This window comes from Variovorax sp. V118 (genome assembly GCF_041154445.1).
Classification (GTDB): domain Bacteria; phylum Pseudomonadota; class Gammaproteobacteria; order Burkholderiales; family Burkholderiaceae_C; genus Variovorax; species Variovorax boronicumulans.
Map to the genome: position 1 here is coordinate 2,788,821 of NZ_AP028663.1, position 25,368 is coordinate 2,814,188.

At 67.9% G+C, this 25,368-nt stretch carries 22 protein-coding genes, 1 tRNA gene and 1 pseudogene; 7 read left to right on the top strand and 17 right to left on the bottom strand.

The genetic code is table 11. From position 1 onward, the window contains the following. Window positions 1-5 precede the first annotated feature (5 nt). The 7 genes and pseudogenes from clpX to ACAM52_RS12970 all read right to left on the bottom strand — a co-directional run bounded on the left by clpX (window position 6) and on the right by ACAM52_RS12970 (window position 10,080). On the bottom strand, window positions 6-1,274 hold the full coding sequence (gene clpX, locus ACAM52_RS12940) for an ATP-dependent Clp protease ATP-binding subunit ClpX (RefSeq protein ID WP_062475840.1): 1,269 nt from the start codon (window positions 1,272-1,274) through the stop codon (window positions 6-8). 110 nt (window positions 1,275-1,384) lie between these two features. Then, complete coding sequence (clpP, locus tag ACAM52_RS12945) at window positions 1,385-1,993, bottom strand: ATP-dependent Clp endopeptidase proteolytic subunit ClpP (RefSeq protein ID WP_062475843.1); 609 nt, start codon at window positions 1,991-1,993, stop codon at window positions 1,385-1,387. A 123-nt stretch (window positions 1,994-2,116) separates the two neighbouring features. After that, window positions 2,117-3,429: pseudogene (gene tig / locus ACAM52_RS12950) on the bottom strand (trigger factor). Window positions 3,430-3,455: 26 nt separating this feature from the next. After that, window positions 3,456-3,542 (bottom strand) — tRNA-Leu (locus tag ACAM52_RS12955). A gap of 205 nt (window positions 3,543-3,747) precedes the next feature. Continuing rightward, complete coding sequence (locus ACAM52_RS12960; protein ID WP_369647237.1) at window positions 3,748-6,927, bottom strand: efflux RND transporter permease subunit; 3,180 nt, start codon at window positions 6,925-6,927, stop codon at window positions 3,748-3,750. Next, on the bottom strand, window positions 6,924-8,126 hold the full coding sequence (locus ACAM52_RS12965) for an efflux RND transporter periplasmic adaptor subunit (protein ID WP_139703705.1): 1,203 nt from the start codon (window positions 8,124-8,126) through the stop codon (window positions 6,924-6,926). Before ACAM52_RS12965 ends, ACAM52_RS12960 begins: the two co-directional genes overlap by 4 nt. A gap of 109 nt (window positions 8,127-8,235) precedes the next feature. Continuing rightward, complete coding sequence (locus ACAM52_RS12970; protein WP_369647730.1) at window positions 8,236-10,080, bottom strand: potassium transporter Kup; 1,845 nt, start codon at window positions 10,078-10,080, stop codon at window positions 8,236-8,238. A gap of 223 nt (window positions 10,081-10,303) precedes the next feature. Here ACAM52_RS12970 and hpnC point away from each other — a divergent pair, with 223 nt between their 5' ends. Genes hpnC through ACAM52_RS12990 form a run of 4 tightly spaced genes read left to right on the top strand, consistent with a single transcriptional unit; the run spans window position 10,304 to window position 13,590 of the window. Next, the gene (gene hpnC, locus ACAM52_RS12975; RefSeq protein ID WP_369647731.1) at window positions 10,304-11,164 is read left to right on the top strand and encodes a squalene synthase HpnC; all 861 of its coding nucleotides are present in this window, start codon (window positions 10,304-10,306) and stop codon (window positions 11,162-11,164) included. Continuing rightward, the gene (gene hpnD, locus ACAM52_RS12980) at window positions 11,161-12,000 is read left to right on the top strand and encodes a presqualene diphosphate synthase HpnD (protein ID WP_070060460.1); all 840 of its coding nucleotides are present in this window, start codon (window positions 11,161-11,163) and stop codon (window positions 11,998-12,000) included. Before hpnC ends, hpnD begins: the two co-directional genes overlap by 4 nt. A 19-nt stretch (window positions 12,001-12,019) precedes the next feature. After that, entirely contained in the window at window positions 12,020-13,285 is a 1,266-nt protein-coding gene (gene hpnE, locus ACAM52_RS12985) for a hydroxysqualene dehydroxylase HpnE (RefSeq protein ID WP_369647238.1), read from the top strand. After that, window positions 13,282-13,590, top strand: coding sequence for a hypothetical protein (locus ACAM52_RS12990; protein ID WP_095745072.1), 309 nt, complete (start codon window positions 13,282-13,284; stop codon window positions 13,588-13,590). Before hpnE ends, ACAM52_RS12990 begins: the two co-directional genes overlap by 4 nt. An 18-nt stretch (window positions 13,591-13,608) precedes the next feature. Here ACAM52_RS12990 and ACAM52_RS12995 read toward each other — a convergent pair whose 3' ends face one another. Continuing rightward, window positions 13,609-14,250 carry a LysE family translocator gene (locus ACAM52_RS12995; protein WP_369647239.1) on the bottom strand — a complete coding sequence of 214 codons (642 nt, stop codon included), beginning with the start codon at window positions 14,248-14,250 and terminating at the stop codon, window positions 13,609-13,611. 108 nt (window positions 14,251-14,358) lie between these two features. Here ACAM52_RS12995 and ACAM52_RS13000 point away from each other — a divergent pair, with 108 nt between their 5' ends. Further along, window positions 14,359-14,664, top strand: coding sequence for an NIPSNAP family protein (locus ACAM52_RS13000; protein WP_062475864.1), 306 nt, complete (start codon window positions 14,359-14,361; stop codon window positions 14,662-14,664). Between the two features lie 3 nt (window positions 14,665-14,667). Here ACAM52_RS13000 and ACAM52_RS13005 read toward each other — a convergent pair whose 3' ends face one another. Further along, the gene (locus ACAM52_RS13005; protein WP_369647240.1) at window positions 14,668-15,399 is read right to left on the bottom strand and encodes an HAD family hydrolase; all 732 of its coding nucleotides are present in this window, start codon (window positions 15,397-15,399) and stop codon (window positions 14,668-14,670) included. Window positions 15,400-15,414: 15 nt separating this feature from the next. Here ACAM52_RS13005 and hemH point away from each other — a divergent pair, with 15 nt between their 5' ends. Both hemH and ACAM52_RS13015 read left to right on the top strand, forming a co-directional pair. Further along, a complete protein-coding gene (hemH, locus tag ACAM52_RS13010; protein ID WP_369647241.1) occupies window positions 15,415-16,446 on the top strand; it encodes a ferrochelatase in 1,032 nt (343 codons plus the stop codon). Further along, window positions 16,443-17,294 carry a class I SAM-dependent methyltransferase gene (locus tag ACAM52_RS13015; RefSeq protein ID WP_369647242.1) on the top strand — a complete coding sequence of 284 codons (852 nt, stop codon included), beginning with the start codon at window positions 16,443-16,445 and terminating at the stop codon, window positions 17,292-17,294. Before hemH ends, ACAM52_RS13015 begins: the two co-directional genes overlap by 4 nt. Before the next feature lie 6 nt (window positions 17,295-17,300). On the opposite strand, the gene ACAM52_RS13020 is transcribed toward ACAM52_RS13015, so the two are convergent. The 8 genes from ACAM52_RS13020 to ACAM52_RS13055 form a co-directional block, all read right to left on the bottom strand. Beyond that, window positions 17,301-17,807 carry a DUF1993 family protein gene (locus ACAM52_RS13020; protein ID WP_369647243.1) on the bottom strand — a complete coding sequence of 169 codons (507 nt, stop codon included), beginning with the start codon at window positions 17,805-17,807 and terminating at the stop codon, window positions 17,301-17,303. 52 nt (window positions 17,808-17,859) lie between these two features. Continuing rightward, window positions 17,860-18,750, bottom strand: a complete 891-nt coding sequence (locus tag ACAM52_RS13025; protein WP_369647732.1) for an alpha/beta fold hydrolase — start codon at window positions 18,748-18,750, stop codon at window positions 17,860-17,862. Between the two features lie 23 nt (window positions 18,751-18,773). Then, window positions 18,774-19,841 (bottom strand): branched-chain amino acid ABC transporter permease, encoded by a 1,068-nt coding sequence (locus ACAM52_RS13030; RefSeq protein ID WP_070060452.1) that lies wholly within the window; start codon window positions 19,839-19,841, stop codon window positions 18,774-18,776. 13 nt (window positions 19,842-19,854) lie between these two features. Continuing rightward, on the bottom strand, window positions 19,855-20,835 hold the full coding sequence (locus tag ACAM52_RS13035) for a branched-chain amino acid ABC transporter permease (RefSeq protein WP_070060451.1): 981 nt from the start codon (window positions 20,833-20,835) through the stop codon (window positions 19,855-19,857). Beyond that, window positions 20,832-21,560: an ABC transporter ATP-binding protein gene (locus tag ACAM52_RS13040; protein ID WP_159277159.1), complete on the bottom strand. Its 729-nt coding sequence runs from the start codon at window positions 21,558-21,560 to the stop codon at window positions 20,832-20,834. The genes ACAM52_RS13035 and ACAM52_RS13040 overlap by 4 nt, the downstream gene beginning before the upstream one ends. Next, window positions 21,557-22,321: an ABC transporter ATP-binding protein gene (locus tag ACAM52_RS13045; protein ID WP_062475886.1), complete on the bottom strand. Its 765-nt coding sequence runs from the start codon at window positions 22,319-22,321 to the stop codon at window positions 21,557-21,559. The genes ACAM52_RS13040 and ACAM52_RS13045 overlap by 4 nt, the downstream gene beginning before the upstream one ends. A gap of 49 nt (window positions 22,322-22,370) precedes the next feature. Next, complete coding sequence (locus ACAM52_RS13050; RefSeq protein ID WP_369647244.1) at window positions 22,371-23,825, bottom strand: PHB depolymerase family esterase; 1,455 nt, start codon at window positions 23,823-23,825, stop codon at window positions 22,371-22,373. 256 nt (window positions 23,826-24,081) lie between these two features. After that, window positions 24,082-25,278, bottom strand: a complete 1,197-nt coding sequence (locus ACAM52_RS13055; RefSeq protein ID WP_369647245.1) for a substrate-binding domain-containing protein — start codon at window positions 25,276-25,278, stop codon at window positions 24,082-24,084. Window positions 25,279-25,368 lie beyond the last annotated feature (90 nt).

Genomic DNA, 25,368 nt, shown 5'->3' on the forward strand with positions numbered 1-25,368 from the left:
GTCCTTTAGGCCTTTTTCGCCGTTTCGCGGTACACGAGCAGCGGGGGCTTGTTTTCGTCGATGGTCGATTCCTCGACCACCACCTTGTCGACATTGGTCGCGTTCGGCAATTCGAACATGGTGTCGATCAGCGACTGTTCAAGGATCGAGCGCAGGCCGCGCGCACCGGTCTTGCGGGCCAGCGCCTTGCGTGCGATCGCCTTGAGCGCCGCGGGACGGATTTCGAGGTCCACGCCCTCCATCTGCAGCAGCTTGGTGAACTGCTTCACCACCGCATTCTTGGGCTCGGTCAGGATCTGAACCAGCGCGTCTTCGCTCAGCTCGGCCAGCGAGGCGACCACGGGCATGCGGCCCACGAGTTCGGGGATCAGGCCGAACTTGATCAGGTCTTCAGGCTCGACTTCGCGGAACACCTCGGTGATGCTGCGCTGGGCCTTGCTCTTTACTGCGGCGCCGAAGCCGATACCCGAGGCCTCGGTGCGGTTTTCGATGACCTTCTCGAGGCCTGCAAAGGCGCCGCCGCAGATGAACAGGATGTTGGTCGTGTCGATCTGCAGGAAGTCCTGGTTCGGGTGCTTGCGACCGCCCTGGGGCGGCACGCTGGCCATGGTGCCTTCGATGAGCTTGAGCAGCGCCTGCTGCACGCCCTCGCCCGACACGTCGCGGGTGATCGAGGGGTTGTCGGACTTGCGCGAGATCTTGTCGATTTCGTCGATGTAGACAATGCCGCGCTGGGCGCGCTCGACCTCGTAGTTGCAGCTTTGCAGCAGCTTCTGGATGATGTTCTCGACGTCCTCGCCCACGTAGCCGGCTTCGGTCAGCGTGGTGGCGTCGGCCATCACGAAGGGCACGTCGAGCATGCGCGCGAGCGTTTGCGCCAGCAGCGTCTTGCCCGAACCCGTGGGGCCGATCAGCAGGATGTTGCTCTTGCTGAGCTCGACCTCGTCGCCCTTGGTGTTCTTTTCCTTGTGGCGCAGGCGTTTGTAGTGGTTGTAGACCGCCACCGACAGCATGCGCTTGGCCGGCTCCTGGCCGATCACGTAGTTGTCGAGGTTGGTCTTGATCTCCAGCGGCGTGGGCAGGTCGCTGCGCGCGTCGCGCGCTTCCTCACCGGCCGGCAGCTCGTCACGGATGATCTCGTTGCACAGGTCGATGCATTCGTCGCAGATGAAGACCGAAGGGCCCGCGATCAGCTTCTTGACCTCATGCTGGCTCTTGCCGCAGAACGAGCAATAAAGCGTTTTTTCGCTGGAGGTGCCTTTTTTTTCGGCCATGGACTTTTGCCTCGTGACAGGGTATGGACAATGATAACTAAACAAAAACGGCGTTTCCCGTGTGGGAAACGCCGTTTTTGCCTTTTGGGCGCCCGAGGCGCCGGGCGGCATTAACCGCGCTGGGAGACGACCTGGTCGACCAGGCCGTAATCCTTGGCCTCGTCGGCAGTCAGGAAATAGTCGCGCTCGGTGTCCGACTTGACCTTTTCCAGCGGCTGGCCAGTGCGTTCGGCCAGGATGCGGTTCATCTGGTCCTTGGTGCGCAGGATGTCGCGCGCATGGATCTCGATGTCGGTGGCCTGGCCGCGTGCGCCGCCAAGCACCTGGTGGATCATGATCTTGGAGTTGGGCAGCGAGAAACGCTTGCCCTTCTCGCCGGCCGCCAGCAGGAAGGCGCCCATGCTGGCCGCGAAGCCCAGGCACATGGTCGACACCGACGGCTTGATGAACTGCATCGTGTCGTAGATCGCCATGCCGGCGCTCACGCTGCCGCCCGGGGAGTTGATGTAGAACGAAATGTCCTTGTCCGGGTTCTCGCTCTCGAGGAACAGCAGCTGGGCCACCACGAGGTTGGCGGTCTGGTCGTTGACCTCGCCCACCAGGAAGATGATGCGTTCCTTGAGGAGACGCGAGTAGATGTCATACGACCGCTCGCCGCGGCCCGACTGCTCGACGACCATCGGGATCATGCCGAGGCCTTGAATTTCCTGTGCGCTCATGAATTTGCTCTCCGGAAAATGGATTCGTTCGCTCTGATTGAACTGTACGCCTGAGTGAAATGGGGCTCGTGCCGCAAAGCACAAGCCCCATCGGCGTTGCTGCATGCAGCGACGGAAACCAGCTTACTGCTGCTGCGCCATCAGTTCGTCGAACGACACCGACTTTTCGTTGACCTTGGCCTTGCCCAGCACGAAGTCGGTCACGTTGTTCTCGATGACCACGGCTTCGACTTCCGCCAGGCGGTTGTTGTCGCTGAAGTACCAGCGCACGACGTCTTGCGGCTTCTCGTAGCTGGCGGCCAGCTCGTCGATGTGGGCCTTGATCTGCTCGGGCTTGGCCTGCAGTTCGTTGGCACGCACCAGCTCGGCCACGACCAGGCCCAGGCGCACGCGGCGCTCGGCTTGGGGGCGGAACACTTCTTCGGGGATCGGGGCCTTGTCGGCATCCTTGATGCCGCGCTGCTTGAGCTCGGCGCGGGCGCCTTCGATCATGCGGGCGACTTCCGACTGCACGCTGGCGTTGGGCAGGTCGAGCTCGGCGTTGGCCACCAGGGCGTCCATCACGGCGTTCTTGTTGCGGGCCAGCAGGCGGAACTTCACTTCGCGCTCGAGGTTGCGCTTGATGTCGGCGCGCAGGCCTTCCACGGTGGCTTCGGCGATGCCGAGCGACTGGCCAGCTGCTCGTTGACTTCGGGCAGGTGCGAGGCTTCGATCTTCTTCACGGTGACCATGAAGTCGGCTTGCTTGCCGGCCACGTCCTTGCCGTGGTAATCGGCCGGGAACGACAGCGGGAAGGTGCGGCTGTCGCCGGACTTCATGCCGCGCACGGCGTCTTCGAATTCCTTGAGCATCTGGCCTTCGCCGACGACGAACTGGAAGTCTTCGGCCTTGCCGCCCTGGAAGGGCTCGCCGTCGATCTTGCCTTCGAAGTCGACCGTCACGCGGTCGTTGTCTTCGGCCACGGCGTCTTGCGCGCGCTGGGCGAAGGTGCGGCGTTGCTTGCGCAGGATGTCCAGGGTCTTGTCGATGGCTTCGTCGCCGACTTCGGCCGACAGCTTCTCGACTTCAGCACCCGACAGGTCATTGATCTTGACTTCGGGGAACACTTCGAAGACCGCGTCGAAGGCGAGCTGGCCTTCGGGCGACTCTTCCTTCTCGGTGATGCGAGGCTGGCCGGCGACGCGCAGCTTGGCTTCGTTGGCGGCTTGCGAGAAGGCCTCGCCGACCTTGTCATTCATGACTTCGTAGTGCACCGAGTAGCCGTAGCGCTGGGCCACGACGTTCATCGGCACCTTGCCGGGACGGAAGCCGTCCATCTTGACGGTGCGCGCGAGCTTCTTGAGGCGCGAATCGACTTCGTTCTGGATGGTGCCGACCGGCAGGGTCAGCGTGATCTTGCGTTCGAGCTTCTCGAGAGTTTCAACGTTCACGGTCATGGTGTCTTCCTTGTGAGGGGTGTGGCTGGTGCGCGGGGCCGGACTCGAACCGGCACGTTCTTGCGAACGTCAGGACCTAAACCTGGTGCGTCTACCAATTTCGCCACCCGCGCGATGCCAAATTTCAGGTGAATGCAAAGGCGGACGGCCTCGGCGCTGCGGAAAAACCGCTGGCCCAAGACCGTCCGCCTGAAATCGGTCAACCGCGCATTTTAAACGCAAGAATGGGGGCCTTCCGGCTTCCCCCTTTGGGGGATTTCACCCACTCTCGCGCAAGGGATACGGGCCGCGCGAAAACGGCCCCTGAAAAGCGCCTTTTCAGGCGGCAGCGGTTTGCGGCTCCCGCTTGATGCGGAAGGCCGCGGCGTACATCGCCGGCAACGCCAGCAGCGTCAGCACGGTGGCCACGATCAGCCCGCCCATGATGGCCACGGCCATCGGCCCCCAGAACACGCTGCGCGACAGCGGGATCATCGCCAGCACCGCCGCCGCGGCGGTCAGCACGATGGGGCGCAGGCGCCGCACGGCCGACTCGACGATCGCGTCCCAGGCCGGCACGCCGGCAGCGCGGTCGAGCTCGATCTGGTCGATCAGGATCACGGCGTTGCGCTGGATCATGCCCATGAGCGCGATCACGCCGAGCAGCGCCACGAAGCCGAAGGGCCGGTTCAGCAGCAGCAGCGCGGCGGCCACGCCGGCGATGCCCATCGGGCCGGTGATGAACACCAGCAGCGAGCGGCTGAAGCTGTGCAGCTGCAGCATCAGCAGCGTGAACACCAGGAACAGCATGATCGGCACGCCCGCCACGATCGAGGCCGAGCCCTTGCTGCTCTCTTCCACGGCGCCCGCCACCTCGATACGGTAGCCGCCCTGCCCGGCCGCATGCCAGCCGGCCTCGAGCTGACGCAGTTTCGGCAGCAGCTGCTCGGTCACGGTGGCGCCCTGCAGGCCTTCCACCACGTCGCCCTGCACGGTGATCGCGTAGTCGCGGTTCTCGCGCCACATCACGCCGGGCTCCCAGGTGAACACCGGACGGGCGATCTGCGTGAGCGGGATCGAACGGCCCGTGGTCGTCGGGATGTAGGCGTTGCCGATGTCCGAAATCGCCTCGCGCTCGTCGGCCGACTGGCGCAGCACGATGTCGATCAGCAGGTCGTTCTCGCGGTACTGGCCGACCGTGGTACCGCTGAACATGGTGCGCGAGGCCTGGGCGATGGCCTGGCTGGTCACGCCGAGCGCACGCGCCTTGGCCTGGTCGATCTCCAGGCGGATCACCTTGACCGACTCGTTCCAGTTGTCGTTCACGCCGCGCATGTTGGGGCTCTCGCGCAGCACGGCCTTCACCTCGTCGGCACGGGCGCGCAGCTGGGCGGGCTCGGTGCCGATCACGCGGAACTGCACCGGGTACGGCACCGGCGGGCCGTTGGGCAGCAGCTTGACGCGGCCACGCACCTCGGGGAACTCCTCGGCCAGCAAGGCGGGCAGGCGCAGGCGCAGCGTCTCGCGCACCTTCAGGTCCTTGGCCAGCACGATGAGCTGCGACACGTTGGTCTGTGGAAACACCTGGTCCAGCGGCAGGTAGAAGCGCGGCACGCCGGAGCCGATCCAGGTGCTGACGGTCTTCACGCCCTCTTCCTTCATCACGCGCTGTTCGACGCGCTTGGCCACCTCTTCGTTGGCGGCGAACGAGGTGCCTTCGGGGAACCAGATGTCCACCATGATCTCGGGCCGGCTCGAATCGGGGAAGAACTGCTGCTGCACCTTGCCCATGCCGACGATGCCCAGCGCAAAGATCAGCACGGTTGCGCCGATCGTCAGCCAGCGGTGCTGCACGCACCAGTTCACGGCGCGGCGGAAGCTGTTGTAGAACGGCGTGTCGAACAGCTCGTGCGGCGGCGCGTCGGGGTCGTGCGGCTTCACCTTGAGCAGCAGCGTGCCCAGGTACGGCACGAAGTACACCGACACGATCCACGACAGCACCAGCGCGATCACCGTCACCGCGAAGATCGCGAAGGTGTATTCGCCCGTCACCGACTTGGCGATGCCGATCGGCAGGAAGCCCGCCGCCGTGATGAGCGTGCCCGTGAGCATCGGCTTGGCCGTCACGTCGTAAGCGAAGGTGGCGGCGCGGACCTTGTCGTAGCCCTCCTCCATCTTCCGCACCATCATCTCCACGGCAATGATCGCGTCGTCCACCAGGAGGCCCAGCGCGATGATGAGCGACCCCAGCGATATCTTGTGCAGCCCGATGCCGAAGTAGTTCATGGCTAGGAAGGTCACGGCCAGCACCAGCGGAATGGTGATGGCCACCACCAGTCCCGGGCGCATGTCGATGTACCAGCCGAAGCGCCCGCCCTTGTGCAGGCCCAGCGCGATGATGCTCACGGCCAGCACGATGGCCACGGCCTCGATGAGCACGCCGACGAATTCGTTGACCGAGCTGGCCACCGACACCGGCTGGTCCTGCACCTGCGCCAGCTTCACGCCGGCCGGCAGGCGCTGGTCGATGGTGGCGGTGGTGGCCTTGAGCGCCTTGCCCAGCGCGATGATGTCGCCACCCTTGGCCATCGACACACCGAGCGCGATCACTTCCTTGCCCTGGTGGTGCACCTTGACGGCCGGCGGATCGACGTACCCGCGGCGGATCTCGGCGATGTCGCCGAGCTTGATCTGGTTGCCCGAGCTGCCGCGGATCGGCATCTCGCGCAGCTGCTCGACGCTGGTGAACTGGCCGCCCACGCGCACCTGCACCACGTCCAGCGGCGACTGGATCGTGCCGGCGCTTTCGACCGCGTTCTGCGAGCCGAGCTGGGCCAGCACGGCGTTGAAGTCGAGCCCCAGCTGCGCCAGGCGCTTCTGCGAGATCTCGATGAAAACCTTCTCGTCCTGCACGCCGAACTGGTCGACCTTGGCCACGTCCTTCACGCGCAGCAGCTGCTGGCGCACGTCGTCGGCCAGCGTCTTGAGCTCGGCGTAGCTGAAGCCCTCGCTTTCCAGCGCGTAGATCACGCCGTAGACGTCGCCGAAATCGTCATTGAAGAACGGCCCCTGCACGCCCGCGGGCAAGGTGCCGCGCATGTCGCCGATCTTCTTGCGCACCGTGTACCAGACGTTGGCCACCTCGGCGGCCTTCGACGAGTCCTTGATCTGGAAAATGATCTGCGACTCACCCGGCTTCGAATAGCTGCGGATCTTGTCGGCGTACGGCGCCTCCTGCAGCGTGCGCTCCAGCTTGTCGGTGACCTGCTCGGCCACCTGCTGCGCGGTGGCGCCGGGCCAGTAGGTGCGCACCACCATGGCACGGAAGGTGAACGGCGGGTCTTCGTCCTGGCCGAGCTGGAAGTACGCGAAGGCGCCCAGCACCATCAGCACCACCATCAGGTAGCGCGTGAGGGGCGCGTGGTCCAGCGCCCATTTGGAAAGATTGAAGCCGGGCGACTTGTACTCGGACGCCGGGGTTGTCGCAGGGGTTACGGGGGTCGCTGGGCCTTCCGTCATTTGGCGGCACCCGTTGCGATCTCCTTCTTCGTCGCGGCCACGGCCTCGACGGCCTGCTGCTTCGCCTGCGCCTGTTGCTGGCCATTGGCGGCGGCCGCCATGGCCTCCTTCGACTGGTAGATGGTGACCTTCTGCCCCGGCGACAGCACGTGCACGCCCGCGGCCACGACCATCATCCCGGTCGACAGGCCTGAGCCGATCACGGCCTCATTGCCGTCGGCCGTGACCACCTGCACCGGCTGCGAGCGCACGGTCATGCTGTCCTTGTCGAGCACCCAGACCGCCGAGCCCTTGCCTTCCTGGCGCAGTGCGCTGGTCGGCAGCTTGATCACCGCCACGTCGGTGCGGGCCAGGGCCTGCGGCCTGGCGTAGACCGTGGCGCCGAGCGCCGGCGAGGTCGCGGCGTCGATCGACACCTTGACCGAGTAGGTGCGCGTGACCGCGTCGGCGCTGGCCGCCACCTCGCGCACCTGGCCCTGCAGCACCTCGCCGCCGGACCAGCCGCGCACCGCGACCGGCGAGCCGGGCTTGATCAGCGCGGCGCGGTCCTCAGGCACCGCGAACACCACGTCGCGCGCGCCGTCCTGGGCGATGCGCACGACCGGCGTGCCGGCCTGCACCACCTGGCCCGGCTCGGCCTCGATGGCCGTGATGATGCCCGCCACGTCGGCCACCAGCGTCGTATAGCTGGCCTGGTTGCCTTGCGAGGCCAGTTGCGCCTGCGCCTGCTCGAGCTGCGCCTGGGCGGCCTTCCAGGTGGTTTCGCGGCGTTCCAGTTCGGCGCCGCTGATGAAGTTCTGCGATCGCAGTTCGGTGTAGCGCTTGAGGTCGGCGGCCGCGAGGTCGCGGTTGGTCAGCGCGGCGGCCTGCTGGGCGCGGGCGGCCTCGGCGGCCAGGCGGTAGTCCTGCGGATCGAGCTGAGCCAAGACCTGGCCGGCCTGCACGTGCTGGCCGAGCTCGGCCTGGCGGCGGATGATCTTGCCCGCCACCCGGAAGCCCAGGCGCGATTCGACCCGGGCCCGCACCTCGGCCGAGAACTCGGGCTGGGCGTCGTAGTCGCTGGTGCCGACGGTCACGAACTTGACCGCCCTCACGGGCTCCTGGGCAGGCGGTTTCGGCGAACAGCCGGCCAGAAAGATGGCGGGAAGCAGCAGCCAGGCGGCGCTGCGGGCACGGAGTGAGGCGGCGGAGGCGGTCATGAGACACCCAAGAAGAGAGGAACCGGGTCATTAATGACCCACCGGTTAGTAATCTAGGGTAAACGTTAAACAGTGTCAATGACCCGCCGGTCAGTTGACCACGTTCACGCTAAGTTCTCTGCCCCATTTCAACCAGCCGGTTATCAGGAAGCTCGAAGTAATCGGATGCCCGGCCCGCGTTGCGCTGCAGCCAGCCGAACAGCACCCGTCGCACCGGGTTCATGCCCGGCAGGTTCTCCTCGCCCACCGAGGCGCGGGAGACGAAGTACGAGGTCTTCATCGAGTCGATGGCCAGGGTCTTCTGGTAGGCCAGGATGCGGATGAACTCGGGCACGTCGGCGCGCTCCATGAAGCCGTGCCGCGCGGTGACCACCCAGATGCCGGCCATCAGCTGCTCGGCCTCGATGCGCAGGCGCGCGTCCACGCGCGGCGTGTCGCACGAGAGCACGCGCAGCACGATCACCTGCTCGTGCAGCACCTGGTTGTGCTTGAGGTTGTGCAGCAGCGCATGCGGCACCGCCGTGGCGTCGGGGTTCAGGAACACGGCCGTGCCGCTCACCCGGTGCGGCATGTTCAGCGCCAGCGACTCGACGAAGGGGCGCAGCGGCAGGCTGTCGGCCGCCGCCGCTTCCAGGCCCAGGCGCCGGCCCTTGGCCCAGGTGGTGAACAGCACCATCACGCCGGCCGCCACCGCCAGCGTGAGCCAGCCGCCCTCGGCCACCTTCAGGCTGTTGGACACCACGAAGGTCAGGTCGACCGCCGCGAAGGCCGCCACGCCGACCACCACCGCCACCTTGTTCCAGCGCCACAGGCCCCAGGCCACGATGCCGGCCAGCAATGTGGTCGTCACCATCGTGATCGACACCGCGATGCCGTACGCCGCCGACAGCGCGCCCGAACTGCGGAAGCCCAGCACCAACAGCAGCACGCCGACCATCAGCAACCAGTTGACGGCTGGCACGTAGATCTGCCCGATGGCCGTGCCCGAGGTCTGCACCACGCGCATGCGCGGCAGGTAGCCCATGCGCATCGCCTGCGCGGTGAGCGAGAAGGCGCCCGAGATCACCGCCTGCGACGCGATCACCGTGGCCATGGCGGCGAGCACCACCATCGGCAGCACGCCCCACGAGGGAAAGAGCCGGAAGAACGGGTTGTCGATGGCCGCCGGGTTCGCCAGCACCAGCGCGCCCTGCCCGAAGTAGTTGAGCACCAGCCCCGGCAGCGCGATGAAGAGCCACGCGAGACGGATCGGCCTGGCACCGAAGTGCCCCATGTCGGCATACAACGCCTCGCCGCCCGTGAACGCCAGGAACACCGCGCCCAGCACGGCCAGCGATTGCGCCCGGTGCACCACCAGGAAGCCCACCGCCCGGCGCGGATCGAGCGCCGCCAGCACCTGCGGCTGCTGCAGCACCTGCCAGAGCCCCGCCACGCCCAGCACCAGGAACCACAGCAGCATCACCGGCCCGAAGATCCTGCCGACCACGCCCGTGCCCTTCTTCTGTACCATGAACAGCCCGACGAGGATGGCCAACGTGATCGGGATCACCACGCGCTGCAGCACCGGCGCCTGCACCTCCAGGCCCTCGACCGCCGACAGCACCGAGATCGCCGGCGTGATCAGGCTGTCGCCGTAGAACATGGCCGCGCCCACCAGGCCCAGGACCCCGATGCCGCGCCACACCCAGGGCCGGGTCTTCGGGCCGGAAACGGCGTTGCGCGCCAGCGCCTGCAGCGCCAGGATGCCGCCCTCGCCGTCGTGGTCGGCGCGCAGCACGAACACCACGTATTTGAGCGTCACCACGAACATCAGGCCCCAGAAAATCAGCGAGAGCAGGCCCAGCACCGCGTCGGGCGAGAACGGCACGCCGTGCTCGGGGTTCATCGTTTCCTTGAAGGCGTACAGCGGCGAGGTGCCGATGTCGCCGAAGACGACGCCCAGCGCCGCGATCATCAAACCGGGCCCGGCCGCGTGTGCCGTGTCGCCCGAAGCGGGAAGCGAAGTCCCGGAAGCCGCGGCAGTTGCTTTCATCGTCATGGGCGAAAGAGAGATGGAAAGTGGCGACGCCGCCAGCATAGTGCCCGGACATGACGTCGCCGACAATCGTGGCGTGTCCGCCACTCCTCCTGCCAATCCTCGTCATGCCGCCGCGCCGGCCCATTACGAAAACTTCCCCGTGGCCTCGTGGCTGTGCCCGCCGCACCTGCGCCCGCCGATCGCCGCGATCTACCACTTCGCGCGCACCGCCGACGACATCGCCGACGAGGGCGACGCCTCGCCCGATGCCCGCCTGGCCGAGCTGCGCGCCTACCGAGAGGAACTGGCCGCTGCCGCGCGCGGCGAAGCGCTGCCCGACTCGCGCTGGCCCCATGTGTTCGGCCCGCTGGCCTGGGCCATCACCGAGTACTGCCTGCCCGAAGACCTGCTCGCCGACCTGCTCAGCGCCTTCATGCAGGACATCGAGAAGACCCGCGACCGCGGCACCTACGCCGACCGCGCCGAGCTGCTCGACTACTGCCGCCGCTCCGCCAACCCGGTCGGCCGGCTGCTGCTGCACCTGTACGGCGTGACCGATGCGCAGGCGCTGGCCCAGAGCGACGCCATCTGCAGCGCGCTGCAGCTCATCAACTTCTGGCAGGACCCGAGCGTCGACCTGCCGCGCGGGCGCTTCTACTTTCCGCGCACCGACTGCGCGCGGCGCGGGCTGACCTCGGAGCATTTCAAGGTCTTCGCGCCGCTGTCTTCCGCGCCGCCGCCGCAGGAAGCTATCAATCTGATAGCAGTGGTGGCCTTCTGGGCGCGCGAGCTCATGACCGAGGGCGCCCCACTCGTGCACCGCCTGCCGGGCCGCGTGGGCTGGGAGCTGCGCCTGGTCGTGCAGGGCGGCCTGCGCATCCTCGACAAGATCGAGGACCTGGGCTTCGACACCTTCACGCAGCGCCCCACCGTCGGCAAGGCCGACGCGCCCGTGCTGCTCTGGAAGGCATGGCGGATGCGGAGACAATCACGGCCCATGAAAGCAGCGCCTCCCCGATGAATCCCGAGCAATACGTGCAAGACAAGGCCGCCGCTTCGGGCAGCAGTTTCTATTACGCCTTCCTGTTCCTGCCCAAGCCGCGGCGCGCCGCGATCACGGCTTTTTATGCCTTCTGCCGCGAGGTCGACGACGTGGTGGACGAGGTTTCCGACCCCGGCGTGGCCGCCACCAAGCTCGCCTGGTGGCGCACCGAGGTCGCCCAGGCTTTTGCCGGCACGCCGCGCCATCCGGTCATGCAGGCGCTCATGCCGCATGCCGCCACCTATGGCATCGAGGCGCGCCAGCTCAACGAAGTGATCGACGGCTGCCAGATGGACCTGGACCAGACCCGTTACCTCGACTTTCCCGGCCTGGCGCGCTACTGCCACCTGGTGGCCGGCGTGGTCGGCGAAGTCGCGGCGCGCATCTTCGGCCAGACCGATCCGCAGACCACCGCCTACGCCCACAAGCTCGGCCTGGCGCTGCAGCTGACCAACATCCTGCGCGACGTCGGCGAAGACGCGCTGCGCGGTCGCATCTACCTGCCCGTCAACGAGCTGCAGCAGTTCGACGTGAAGGCGCACGAGATCCTCAACCGCGTGCACTCCGACCGTTTTGTCGCGCTCATGAAGTTCCAGGCCCAGCGCGCCCACGCCGCCTACGACGAAGCGCTGGCCCTGCTGCCGCTGGCCGACCGCCGCACCCAGAAGCCCGGCCTGATGATGGCCAGCATCTACCGCACGCTGCTGCGCGAAATCGAGCGCGACGACTTCCAGGTGCTCAACCAGCGCATCAGCCTGACGCCCGTGCGCAAGCTGTGGCTCGCCTGGAAGGTCCAGGCGCTGGGCCGGATATGACGCCCCACCCTTCGTGCCCATGAGGCTCGCCGTCATCGGCGCCGGCTGGGCCGGCTTGGCCTGCGCCGTCGAGGCCACGCGCCTCGGGCACGCCGTCACCCTGTTCGAAGCCGCGCCGATGGCCGGCGGGCGGGCGCGGCGGGTCGATCACATGCACGGCATGGCGCTGGACAACGGCCAGCACATCCTGATCGGCGCCTACACCACCACGCTGGCGCTCATGCGCGACGTGGGGGTCGATGTCGACACCGCCCTGCAGCGCCTGCCGCTGTCGCTGCGCTTTGCCGACGGCGGCGGGCTGCAGCTGCCCGCGGGCCGGCCGCCGCCGCTCGACCTGCTCATCGGCATCTTCACCGCGCGCGGCTGGACGTGGCGCGACAAGGCCGCGCTGCTGGCCACCGCCGTGCGCTGGCGCCTCGCGGGCTTTCACTGCGCGCCCGGCACCAGCGTCGCCACGCTGTGCGCCGGCCTCACGCCGCGCGTGATGCACGAACTCATCGAGCCGCTGTGCGTCTCGGCGCTCAACACGCCCGTGCCGCAATCGAGCGGCCAGGTGTTCCTGCGCGTGCTGCACGACGCGCTGTTCAGCGGGCGCGGCGGCGCCGACCTGCTGCTGCCGCGCGTGGACCTCGGCGTCCTGCTGCCCGATGCCGCGCTGGCCTGGCTCGCGCGGCACGGCGCCACCGCACGCATCGGGCACCGCGTGCGCGCCATCGCGCCCGAAGGCGACCAGTGGCGCGTCGATGACGAGGTCTTCGACCAGGCCGTGCTGGCCTGCGCGCCCTGGGACGCCGCGCGCCTCGCGCGCGCCACCGGCGTGCCGGCCGCATCGCGCTGGTGCAACGTCACCGAATCGCTGCGCTTCGAGGCGATCGCCACGGTCTACGTGCGCGGCGCGGCGCCGCTGGCCGAACCGATGCTCGCGCTGCGCAGCCAGCCGGGCAGCGCACCGGCCCAGTTCGTGTTCGATCGCGGCCAGCTCGGGGGACCAGAAGGCGTGCTCGCCTTCGTCGTGAGCGCCAACGAAACGCCGCGCGAGACGCTCGAGAAACAGGTGCTCGCGCAAGCCGGCGCGCAGCTCGGCCAACCGGGGCTCACGCCGATCCAGACCGTGGTCGAGAAGCGCGCCACCTTCGCCTGCACGCCCGGCCTGGCCCGCCCGCCCGCCGCCATCGCGCCGGGGCTGCAGGCCTGCGGCGACTACACCGAAGGCCCCTATCCCGCCACGCTCGAAGGTGCGGTCCTCAACGGACTGGCCGTCGCGCGCTCGCTTTCCACGCCATGACCACAACCCTGCGCTACCTGGATTTCGACTACAGCGAAGACACCGAAGACCACGGCACCTTCGACGCCATGGCCTCGACCCCACCCGAGCGCACGCCCGAGGTGGAAGCCGAGATCGCGCAGGTGCTGGCCTGGGCCGAGGCCACCTTCCCCGGTGCGCGCGGCGCGCTCGACGACGGTGCGGTGTGGGACTGCGACGTGCAGCGCACGCGGGAAGACAACCCGCGCCTGGACACCCTCACGCTCTCGCTCAGCGGCACCGCCGATTTCTGCGCGGCGCTGCGCGAGCGCTTCGGGCTCGACTGAAGAAAGTCGGCGGCCTTCTCAGGCCGTCTTGTTGCGCAGGCGCAGCAGGCTCAACCCCAGCAGCACGAAGGCGCCGCCCGACACGCGGTTGAACAGCTGCGCGCGCTTGGGGTTCGCGAACTGCTTCTTCAGCAGGCGCGCCAACAGCACGTACGAACCATGCGCCAGCACCGAGCCGGCCGCGAAGGTCGTGGTGAGCACGGCGAACTGCGTGAGGATCGGCGCGTCGTGCGTGAGGAACTGCGGGAACAGCGCCGAGAAGAACAGGATGCCCTTCGGGTTGGTCAGCGCCACCGTCACGCCATGCCCGAACAGCCGGCGCGCGGAACGCGAAGGTGCCGGTGCACCCGACGGCTGCAGCTCGGCGAACACGCTCGTGCGGCTGCGCCACTGCCGGATGCCCAGGTACACGAGGTAGCCCGCACCCGCCACCTTCAGCACCATGAAGGCCGTGGCCGAGGTGTTGAGCACCACGCCCAGCCCGCCCATCGCGGCGGCTGAGACCAGGAAGAGCCCGCAGGCGTTGCCCAGCGAGCTGATCATCGCGCGGCGCGGGCCGACGGAGATGGCGTTGGAGACCGCGAGCAGCACGGCCGGGCCGGGCGTGAAGGCGACGACCAGGGTCACGCCGCAAAAGAGGAGCCAGGTGGAGAGATGCATGGGAGGAAATTCGCGCGAAAGGGGTGTGAGAAGGCAGCCGCAAAACTATAGTCCGGGCAGCCGCGCGCCGCTCGGGCCGCGCCGATAGTCCCCTGACATTCCTCACCCATGATCACCTGCTACCTGCGCTACATCGTCGATCCCTTCAAGCTCAAGGAATTCGAGCACTACGGCAAGCTCTGGATTCCGCTGGTCGAGAAGTTCGGCGGCCAGCACCACGGCTACTTCCTGCCGTCCGAAGGCGCGAACAACGTGGCGCTGGCGATGTTCAGCTTCCCGAGCCTGGCCGCGTACGAAACTTACCGGGCCGACTCGATGCAGGACGCCGACTGCCAGGCCGCCTTCCGCTACGCGGAGGAAACGCGTTGCATCGTCAGCTACGAACGCAGCTTCTTCCGGCCGGTGTTCCGCTGAGGTTCAGGCGCCCAGCGCGATGCACAGCGCGTGCAGGTTGGGCACGATCAGCTGCGGACGCGCGCCGTGCTCCCACGGTCGCTCGTCGCGCACCAGCCACGCGGCCTGCATGCCGGCGTTGAGCGCGCCCACCACGTCGAGCGCGGCGTCGTCGCCCACGTGCAGCACGTCCTTGGGCAGCAGGCCGACCGAGGCCGCCGCGGCGCGGAAGATCGGCGCATGCGGCTTGCCGCTGCCGAAGGCGCGCGCATTGAAGGCGGTGCGGAACCACCGGCCGACGCCGGTCTTGTGGAGGTCGGCGTTGCCGTTCGACACCGCCACCAGCGGGTAGCGCTCGCTGAGCCACTTGAGTGCCGGCAGGGCGTCGTCGTACAGCGTGACGCGCTGGCGCTCTTCGAAGAAGGCGTCAAAGGCCGGGTCGGCCAGCGCCGGGTCTTCGCCCGCGCGCACGAGCGCCGTGCGGATCGACTCGCGGCGCAGCGCGCTCAGGTCGTGCGCGAGGTCGGAACGCTCCTTGGCGGTGGCTTCGCGCAGCTCGCGCAGCACGCCCGGCGTGAGCAGCAGCGAGGCCGTCTTGGGCGCCTCGCGCAGCAGCCATTCGTGCAGCACGCGCTCGGCACGCTCGATGGTCGGCCAGATCGGCCACAGGGTGTCGTCGAGGTCGAGCGTGATCGCCGAGATGCGCGAGATGTCGAGCGGCGTGGCGCCGCCGGGCGCAGGGGAAGCGGAATTCATACCCGAGAATATCGCATGCCTCTCGCCTCCGATGACCGCAAGAACGACCGCACCGCCGTGCTCTGGTGCAACCTCGGTTCGCCCGATGCGCCCACCGCCGCCGCGGTGCGCCCCTACCTCGCCGACTTCCTGGGCGACCCGCGCGTGGTCGAGATTCCCAGGGCGCTGTGGGCGCTGATCCTGCACGGCATCATCCTGCGCACGCGGCCCGCGAAGTCGGCCGCGAAGTACGCCAGCATCTGGCTGCCCGAGGGCTCGCCGCTCAAGGTCTGGACGCAGAAGCAGGCCACCCTGCTGGCCGGCTGGCTCGGCGAGCGCGGCCACCGCGTGACGGTGCGCGACGCGATGCGCTACGCCAACCCGTCGATCGCCTCGCGGCTCGATGCGCTGCAAGCCGAAGGCGCCACGCGCGTGCTGGTGCTGCAGGCCTACCCGCAATACTCGGCCACCACCACGGCCAGCGTGATCGACGCCGTGAACGCCTGGAGCCGCCGCCAGCGCCACGTGCCCGAGTTCCGCTTCGTCAACCAGTACCACGACGACCCCGCCTACATCGAGGCGCTCGCGCAAGGCATCGAGAAGCACTGGAAGACCGAAGGCCGCGGCGAGCTGCTGGTGATGAGCTTCCACGGCATTCCCGCGCGCAACATCGCGCTGGGCGATCCCTACGAGGCGCAGTGCCTCGAGACTGCGCGCCTGCTTGCGGCGCGGCTGGGCCTGGCGTCCACGCAGTACCGCACGACCTTCCAGTCGCGCTTCGGCCGCGCCAAGTGGCTGGAGCCCTACACCGAGCCCACCCTGCGCGAACTCGGGACGCGCGGCGTGAAGCACGTCGACGTGGTGTGCCCGGGCTTTCCGGCCGACTGTCTCGAGACCCTCGAAGAGATCGCCATGGAAGGCCGCGAAGCCTTCCTGCACGCGGGCGGCGAGCGCTTCGGCTACATCCCCTGCCTCAACGACAGCCCGGCGTGGATCACCGCGCTCACGGGCATCGCCGAACGCCACCTGGCGGGCTGGCCCACCCGCCCCGACACGACCACGCCATGAAGAAAGACCTGCACGAAGCCAACCGCCAGTCGTGGAACGCCGCCACGGTGGCGCACAACAGCCACAAGGGCGACCAGGCCGCCTTCTTCCGCGCGGGCGGCTCTACGCTGTTCCCCGAGGAAAGCGCCCTGCTCGGCGACGTGAACGGCCTGTCGGTGCTGCACCTGCAGTGCAACGCGGGACAGGACAGCCTGAGCATCGCGCGCCGCGGCGCCCGCGTGACCGGCGTCGACATCTCCGACGAGGCCATCGACTTCGCCACCCGGCTCTCGGCCGAGTCGGGCGTCGCGGCGCGCTTCGAACGTGCGGACGTCTACGACTACTTCGAGGCCGCCGCCGCGCGCGGCGAGCGCCACGACCTCGTGTTCTGCTCGTACGGCACGCTGTGCTGGCTGTCCGACATCGGTGCCTGGGCGCGCGGCGTGGCACAGCTGCTCAAGCCCGGCGGTCGCTTCGTGATCGTCGAGTTCCATCCATTCGCGCTGGTGTTCGACCCGCAGTGGAAGTTCCACTACGACTACTTCAACGACGCGCCCGTGCCCGAGGAAGGCGTGGGCGACTACGTGGCCGAGTCGGGCGACGGCCTCGTGGCCGACGACCGGCCGACGCCCGGCGTGCAGGGCTTTCGCAACCCGCACCCGAGCTTCGAGTTCACCTGGGGCGTGGGCCAGGTGACGACCGCGCTCGCGCAGGCGGGCCTGGCCATCGAGCGCTTCGAGGAGTACCCGTACACCAACGGCTGGAAGCCCTTCGAGGGCATGCGCGAACTCGGCGGACGCCGCATGGCCCCGCCCGAAGGCATGCCGCGCATTCCGCTGATGTACGCGCTGGCGGCCCGCCGCGCCTGAGCGAACTCAGAAGCGGCCGAGGTAGTCCAGCTTGCCGATGGGCACGCCCTTGTGGCGCAGCACGTCGTAGGCGGTGGTCACGTGGAAGAAGAAATTCGGCAGCGCGAACTGCAGCAGGTAGCGCTGCGCGGTGAAGTGCGCCTCGCCTTCGCGCGCCTTGATGGTCACGGGGCGTTCTTCGTGGCCGTCGATGAGCGCGCGGTCCACGCCGGCCAGGAAATCCTGCGTCTTCACGATGCGCGCCAGCAGGTCGTCCCAGGTCTTTTCCTCGTCGGGAAAGCTCGGCGCCGTGATGCCCGCGATGCGCGCCGTGCCCAGCTTGGAGGCGTCGCTCGCGCGCTGGATCTGGCCGGCCAGCGTGAGCATGTCGGGCGCCAGCCGCGCCTCGACCAGCGTCGCCGGGTCGATGCTCTGGGCCTTCGTATGCGCGAGGCCCTTGTCGAGCAGATGGGTCAGCTGGCCGAGTCCGCGGGTGAAAACCGGCACGGACAGGTCGTACATCGAGAGGGCCATGGCGAGGTGGTCTTGGAGTTGAAGTCGGCGCGATTGTGAGCGCGCCGTGCCTTCAACGAACGGCCGCGCGGATAAACCCCTCGATCGGGTCCAGTTGTTCCGGCACGTTGAGCGCGGGCGCATGGCCGCAGCCCGGCACCTCGATCACCTGCAGGCGCCCGGCCGCGCCCGGCCCGCGCCGGTGCATCTCGTCGATCACCTCGGGCAGCACCAGGTCGGACTCGGCGCCGCGCAGGCACAGCACCGGCGCTTCGATCACGTCGTAGTGCGGCCAGATCAGGTAGTCGTTGTCGTGCGCGCTGAACTGCTTGACCATGGCCGGGTCGTAGTGCGGCGTGACGCGGCCGTCGGCCAGGCGGCGCGTGGAGCTTTCAGTCAGGCGGCGCCACTGCGCGTCGCTGAGCCAGCCGTAGGGCTTGTAGACGGTGCGGAAAAAGGCCTCGAGCTCGGCCACCGTGGCGAAGGCCGGCGGGTCGCCGGCATAGGCGCGGATGCGCTCGATGGCGGCCTGCGCGAGCTGCGGCGCGTTGTCGTTCAGCGTGAGGCTGGCGATGCGCGCCTTCATGCGCGGCTCGAACAGGCCCGACGCGCAGACCGTGCCGATGGCGCCGCCCATCGAGGTGCCCACCCAGTGCACGCGGCCCAGCCGCAGCTCGTCGCACAGCGCGTTGGCCAGCCGCGCGTAGAACGCGAGCGTGTATTCGTCGTCGGGCGACGGGCTCCACTGGCTCAGGCCGCGCCCGAGGGTGTCGGGGCAGATCACGCGAAAGCCACGCGCCGCGAAGTGCTGCGCCAGCTCGTCCATGTCGCGGCTGGTGCGTGCCAGGCCGTGCCAGGCGATGACGACGGGGGCGTTGGCGGGGCCCCAGTCGAGCCAATGGATTTCACGGCCTGCGAGTTGCGCGTAGTGCGATGTCGGCGAGATGTGCGATGACGGCGTCATGGTGCTGTTGTTCTTGCCATCGCTCATTTCGCCGCCCTCGCCCGCAGCTTGCCCACGATGCCCGTGGGGAAGTAATACACCGACAGCACGAACAGCACGCCCAGCCACAGCAGCCAGCGGTCGGGCGACAGCAGCGCCGCGAGCCACGGCAGGCCGCTGGCGGCCTCGTTGCCCAGGCGCAGCAGGTCCTGCAGGTAGCTCTGTGCCACCACGAACAGCACCGCGCCGATGGCCGCGCCGTAGATCGTGCCCATGCCGCCGATCACCACGATGAGCAGCACGTCGATCATGATCTCGAAGCTCAGCGAGGTGTCGGGCCCGTTGTAGCGCAGCCAGATGGCCAGCATCGCGCCGGCCAGCGTGGCGAACAGCGCCGACAGCACGGCGGCCGTGGTGCGGTACACCACCACGCGGTAGCCGATCGCCTCGGCGCGGAACTCGTTCTCGCGGATGGCCTGCAGCACGCGGCCGAAGGGCGAGTTCACGATGCGCAGCATCGCCAGCACCAGCACCACCGCCGCCACGAACAGCAGGTAGTAGCACAGCAGGCGCCCGTCGAGCGAGACGCCGAGGAACGGCTCTTCGGCGAACTCGAAGCTCGGCGAGATCAGCTCGGGCAGCTTGAAGGTCAGGCCGTCTTCGCCGCCGGTGAAGTCCGACAGCTGCGAGGCCAGCGTCTGGAACGCCGAGGCCACGGCCAGCGTGATCATCGCGAAGAAGATCGCGCGCACCCGCAGCGAGAACAAACCGATGGCCAGTGAAAGCACCAGCGAGATCGCGAGCGACGCGCCCAGCCCCACCAGCACCGCGCCCCAGTTGGGCCCCAGCCGCGAGGCCGAGATGGCGATGCCGTAGGCGCCGATGCCGAAGAACATCGTGTGCGCGAAGCTCACGATGCCGGTGTAGCCCAGCAGCAGGTCGAAGCTGGCGACCAGCACCACGAACACCAGGATCTTGGCCGCGACGCTGAGCGCCTTCACGCCCGGGAACAGGAACGGCGCAAAGGCCAGCGCCAGGAACAGCGCCACCAGCAGCAGCGCCAGCAGGCGGCTGCGCGGCATGTCGTTGGAAAGAAGTCGTTTCAGGAACATGACGGCTTTCTCCTCAACGGTTCGCCACGGGGTACACGCCCTGCGGGCGCCACAGCAGCACGGCCACCATGAGGAAGATGCTCGCGAACTGCGTGAGCGTGGGCAGCAGGAAGCCGATGTAGTTCGTCATGAGCCCCACCAGCAGCGCGCCGAGCAGCGCCCCGCCGGTCGAGCCCAGCCCGCCGATGATGATCACGATGAAGATCAGCACGTTGACCTGCGCACCCATCTGCGGCACCAGGTTCTGCTGGAACAGCCCCCACATCACGCCGCCCAGGCCGGCCAGCGCGCTGCCCACCACGAACACGCCCACGAACAGGCGCCCAATGCGGTAGCCCAGCGACTCGACCATCTCGCGGTCCTGCACGCCGGCGCGGATCAAGAGGCCGATCTTGGTGCGGCCCAGCGTCCAGGCCAGCACGCCGAACACCACGACGCCCACGGCCACCGCGAGCAGGCGGTACTTGCTGATGGCGGCGTCGCCCACCAGCAGCGAGCCGCGCAGCGCCTCGGGCAGCGGCAGCGGAATCTGCGCCGGGCCCCAGATCACCTTGATGAGCTCCTCGCCGATGATCATGCCGCCCATCGTGATGAGGATCTGCTTCAGGTGCTGGCCGTACACCGGCCGCACGATGAAGCGCTCGAAGGCCAGTCCGATGGCGCCGGCCACCGCCATCGCGGCGAGCATGGCCGGGAACACGGCCACGAGGTTGCGCCACAGCTCGCCCGAGCCGGTCCAGTCGCCCATGAGGCCGAGCACGCTGCTGGCCACGAAGGCGCCCAGCGCAATGAACACGCCGTGACCGAAGTTCAGCACGTCCATCAGGCCGAACACCAGCGTGAGGCCCGAGGCGATGATGAAGATGATCATGCCCATCGCCAGCCCCGCCACCGTGAGCGTGAGCCAGGTCGAGACCGAGCCCGTGAGCGGCAGCGCGACGAGCGCGAGGATGGGGGCAAGAAGCAGAGGCTTCCAGTCGAAGTCGAGTTTCATAGGGCGAGTCCGAGCAGCGATTGCTGCAGTTGCGCATCGGCGGAGAACGCGGCCATCGAGCCGCTGTGCACCACGCGGCCGTTGTCCATCACCGCGACGGTGTCGCCCAGGCGCTGGGCGAAGTGGATGTTCTGTTCGACCAGCAGGATCGTCACGCCGCTGCGTTTGAGCTCGCCGAAGGCCTCGATCATGTTGTTGATCATCACGGGCGCCAGGCCCTTGCTGGGCTCGTCGATGATGAGCAGCTGGCGCGGCTCGACGATGGCGCGCGACACGGCCAGCATCTGCTTCTGTCCGCCCGACAGCTTGCCGGCCGGGTGGTTCCAGAATTTCTCGACCGCGGGGAAGAGCTTGAAGATCCACTTCAGGCGCGTGTCGTCGATGGCGTCGGCGTTCTTGGCGCCGCGCGCGGCCAGCACCATGTTCTCCTTCACCGTGAGGTCGGAGAAGATGCCCATGTTCTCGGGCACGTAGGCCACGCCGAGTTCGGCGATCTGCGGCGTGTGCAGGGCCGTGATGTCCTTGCCGGCGAACTGCACCCTGCCCTGCGACGCATGCCACAGGCCCATGATGGTGCGCAGCGTGGTGGTCTTGCCCGCGCCGTTGCGGCCCAGCAGCATGGTGAGCTGGCCCTTGGGCACGGCGAGGTCGACGCCGTGCAGGATGTGGTACGCCCCGATGTGCGTCTGCACGCCTTCCAGGGTCAGCAAATTTTCGGTGCTCATGCGGCCTCCTTCGCGATGCCCAGGTAGGCCTCCTGCACCACCGGCGAGGCGATCACCTCGGCCGGTTCGCCGTCTGCCACCAGCGTGCCGTTGTGCAGCACGATGATGCGGTCCGCGAGCTCGCGCACCACGTCCATCTTGTGTTCGACCAGGAGGATGGTCTTGGTCTTGTCCTGCTTGAGCTTGCGGATCAGGTCGAGGATGACGGGCGCCTCGGCCGCATGCATGCCGGCCGTGGGCTCGTCGAACATGAAGACCTTGGGTTCGAGCGCCATCAGCAGCGCCACCTCGAGCTTGCGCTGGTCGCCGTGCGGCAGGCTGGCCACGGTGGCGTGGGCGCGCGGCTCGAGCGCCACGTCGGCCAGGATCTGCTCGGCGCGTTCGGTCAGCGCCTTGTGGTCGCTCCAGATGCTCCACAGGTTGAGCCCGTGGCGATGCGCGCCGGCACGCGTGGCCTGCACCGCCAGCCGCACGTTCTCCAGCACCGTGAGGTTCGGGAACAGGTTGGTGAGCTGGAACGCGCGCCCCAGCCCGGCGTGCGTGCGCGCCGACGGCGACAGGTGCGACAACGGTTGCCCGTCGAGCGACACCGTGCCGGCCGTGGCCTTGAGCTGCCCGGAGATCAGGTTGAAGTAAGTGGTCTTGCCCGCGCCGTTGGGGCCGACGATGGCCGTCAGCGTGCCTGGCGCGAATGCGCAGCTCACGCTGTTGACGGCCACGTGCCCTCCGAAGCGGATGGTCAGATCCCGGGTCTCAAGCATTGTGGAAAGGTCCTTGCGAATCGAAAAAATCAGCGATGGGTGAACGGCCTCAACAGGTGCCGATCACGTAGTAGTTGGTGCCCGTCTGCTTCAGCGTGGTCATGGCGTAGATGTTCCACAGGCCCATCGACTGGCCCGAGCCGTTGGCATAGGTCAGGCCCCACAGCGCATAGGCGCGCCCGGCGATGGTGTGCGCGTAGTTGCTCGCGGTGTAGCAGGTTCCGCCGCCACCCGGGCCCGCCGTGGTCGCGCCCGTGGCGGCCGCCGACATCGCGCCTTCGACGTTGCTCGCGTTCAGCGCGGCCACGGTCCAGCTGTAGCTGGTCGACGCGGCCAGGCCGGTGTCGGTGTAGCTGGTGCCCGCCACCGGCGAGGCGTTGACCTTGCTGCCGCCGCGGTACACGTTGTAGCCGCTGGCGCCCGAGACGCCGGCCCAGCCGATCACCATGCTGCTGGTCGCGCCCGAGGTGCCCACGCCGGTGGGCGCCGGCAGCCCGCCGCCGCCGGCCGAACCGGTGACGCGGTCGATCATGGCCTTCATGGCGGCCATCTGCGGGCCCGACTTCTTGGCGTAGTTGGCGCTGTCGTAGCCCCACCAGTCCCAGCAGCTGTTGGTGGCCGCGGTGCTGGTCTGCGGGTAGATCAGGATGATGTTGTTGGTGTCGGCCCAGCGGTTGTAGCCCGTCTTCTTGACGTACTGGTCGCTCACGTCGGTGTAGTTCTGCTTGCAGCCGTGCAGCACCAGGTGCACGCGGCACGAGGTGGTGGTGCAGGCCTGCGGCACATAGAGCCAGCCGGTGGCGGCCACGCCGTGGCCGGAGACGAACTCCGACTGGTTGAACTCGGTGAAGGTGCCGCCCAGCGTGCCGTTGTTGCGCGGGTTCAGCGGACCGTACAGCTGCGTGAGGATCTCGCCCGCGAGGTCGAAGCCGCAGTTGTTGATGTACGGCGCGGCCGTGGTGCTGCAGGCGCCGCCGTAGTCGTCGGTGACCATCGCGTGGCCGGCGCCGAGGTTGTTCTTGTAGACCGTGTTGGCGGCCGGCACGAAGCTCTGGTAATACGTCTTCAGGTCGTCCATCACCGGCTGCTTGACGGTGTTGTCCGAAGTGCCCGAGAACAGGTAGACCTTGGAGTTGCTGAGGTTCGACACCGGGTCGATCGCACCGCTGGCGGCCCAGCTGTTGGTGGTGCTCACGAGCGTGGAGACCGGGATGCTGGTGCTGTGCGTCATGCAGCGCCCGGTGGCGTTGAGCACCGAGCCTTCGGCGCAGTAGTACGGACCGCCGGCGACCACGCCCGCGCCGCGCTTGAAGGTGGCCGAGTAGGCCACGTGCAGCTGCACCGCCATGAAGCCGCCGGCCGACAAGCCGGACACGCTCACCTCCGCCGGGTTGGCGCCCAGTGCCGGCAGCGGCACGGCCGCCGTAGCGGCCTGCGCCGCCGCCGTGATGATCACCGCTGCTGCGGCAAACCCCTTCCAGTTGTTCCATCGCATCGCTGGCATCGCTGTCTCCTTCTGTTGTGTTTGATCGAACGCTTGCTTGCAGACTGACGAATCGGCCGTGGAGCGCGGCAACTTGCGCGGACGCAGGCTGGCGCTTCGCCCGGCGGCCATCCGGGGCGAAAAGGGAAGCAGCGATTTCTGAGTCGCCGCATGTTCAAGTGAACACCGCGGAACCGGCTTTGCCGGGCCGCTGGTGTTGCCCCTGGTAGGGGGTTGGCGTAGCGACACGAAGTGCGCGCAGCCTGGGGGCGAGCTCTTACCTCTTGTTCTTGATGGGGATGTCCATCTCTTCCGGCTTGATTTCGTGCACCAGCTCCGGCACGCCCCACGCGAACGCGGGGTCGGCCTTGATCTTGAAGTGGTACATCGACTGCATCGCCTGGTGGTCTTCCTTGCGGAAGGTCATCTTGCCCTTGGGCGTGTCGAAGCTCATGCCTTCCATGGTGCTGATGAGCTTGTTGGTGCCGGTGTCGCCGTTGGTCTTCTTCAGCGCCGTCACCACTGCCATCGCGGCCGAGAAACCGCCGGCCGTGAAGAAGTCCGGCGGCGTCTTGAATTCCTTGTAGTGGGCCGCGACCATGGCCTCGTTCACCGGGTTCTTCGGGATGCCGAAGTAGTAGTAGGCCGCGCCTTCCATGCCCGGCAGCGACTTGTAGGCCGCCATGGCCGGCAGGATGTTGCCGCCGGTGGCGATCTCGATGCCGTAGCGCTTCAGGTCGAGGTCGACGATCTTGAACGGGTTGCCCGCGCCGGCCCAGACGATCCAGATGATCTTGCGGCCCGGCTGGTCCTTGAGCTTGTCGATCAGGCGCTGCGCACCGGCCGTGAAGTCGGTGGTGGCGGGCGGCAGGTACTCCTCGTGCGCGAGCTTGGCTTTCTTCAGCGCGGCGCCGAAGGCCTTCACGCCGTCACGGCCAAAGGCGTTGTCTTGTGCGAGCGTGGCGACGGTGACGCCGGCCTTGTCGATGGCCACGGCGTTGGAGATGGCGTCCTGGCTCGAGTTGCGGCCGGTGCGGAAGATGTACTTGTTCCACTTGTCGCCGGTGATCGAGTCGGCCACGGCGGGCTCGACGATCAGGATCTTCTTGTACTCCTCGGCCACCGGCAGCATGGCCAGCGCCACGCCCGAAGCGGTCGGGCCGACCGCGAGCGCGGCCTTGTCGTCGGAGTACGCGGCGGCCAGCAGCGACTTGCCCAGGTCGGGCTTGCCCTGGTCGTCCTTCTCGATGACCACGAGCTTCTTGCCGTTGACCATCATCGTGCCGCCGGTGGCGTAGTTCAGGCCCATCATCAGGCCGGTCTGCGTCTGCTTGCCGTAGGCCTCCAGCGCGCCGGTCTTGCTGTAGACGTGGGCGATGCGGATCTCGTTCGATTGGGCCCAGGCGGGCATGGTGGCGGCGGTGGCGCCCAGGGCGGCCAGGGCGGCCAGGGCGATGAGGTGGCGACGGTGCATGTCTTGTCTCCTGATAAAGGTGACTGAATATTGCACAGTTCGTGCCACCCGCCTAAGCCATTGATAACAAAGGCTTCCTCATTCGGGCGC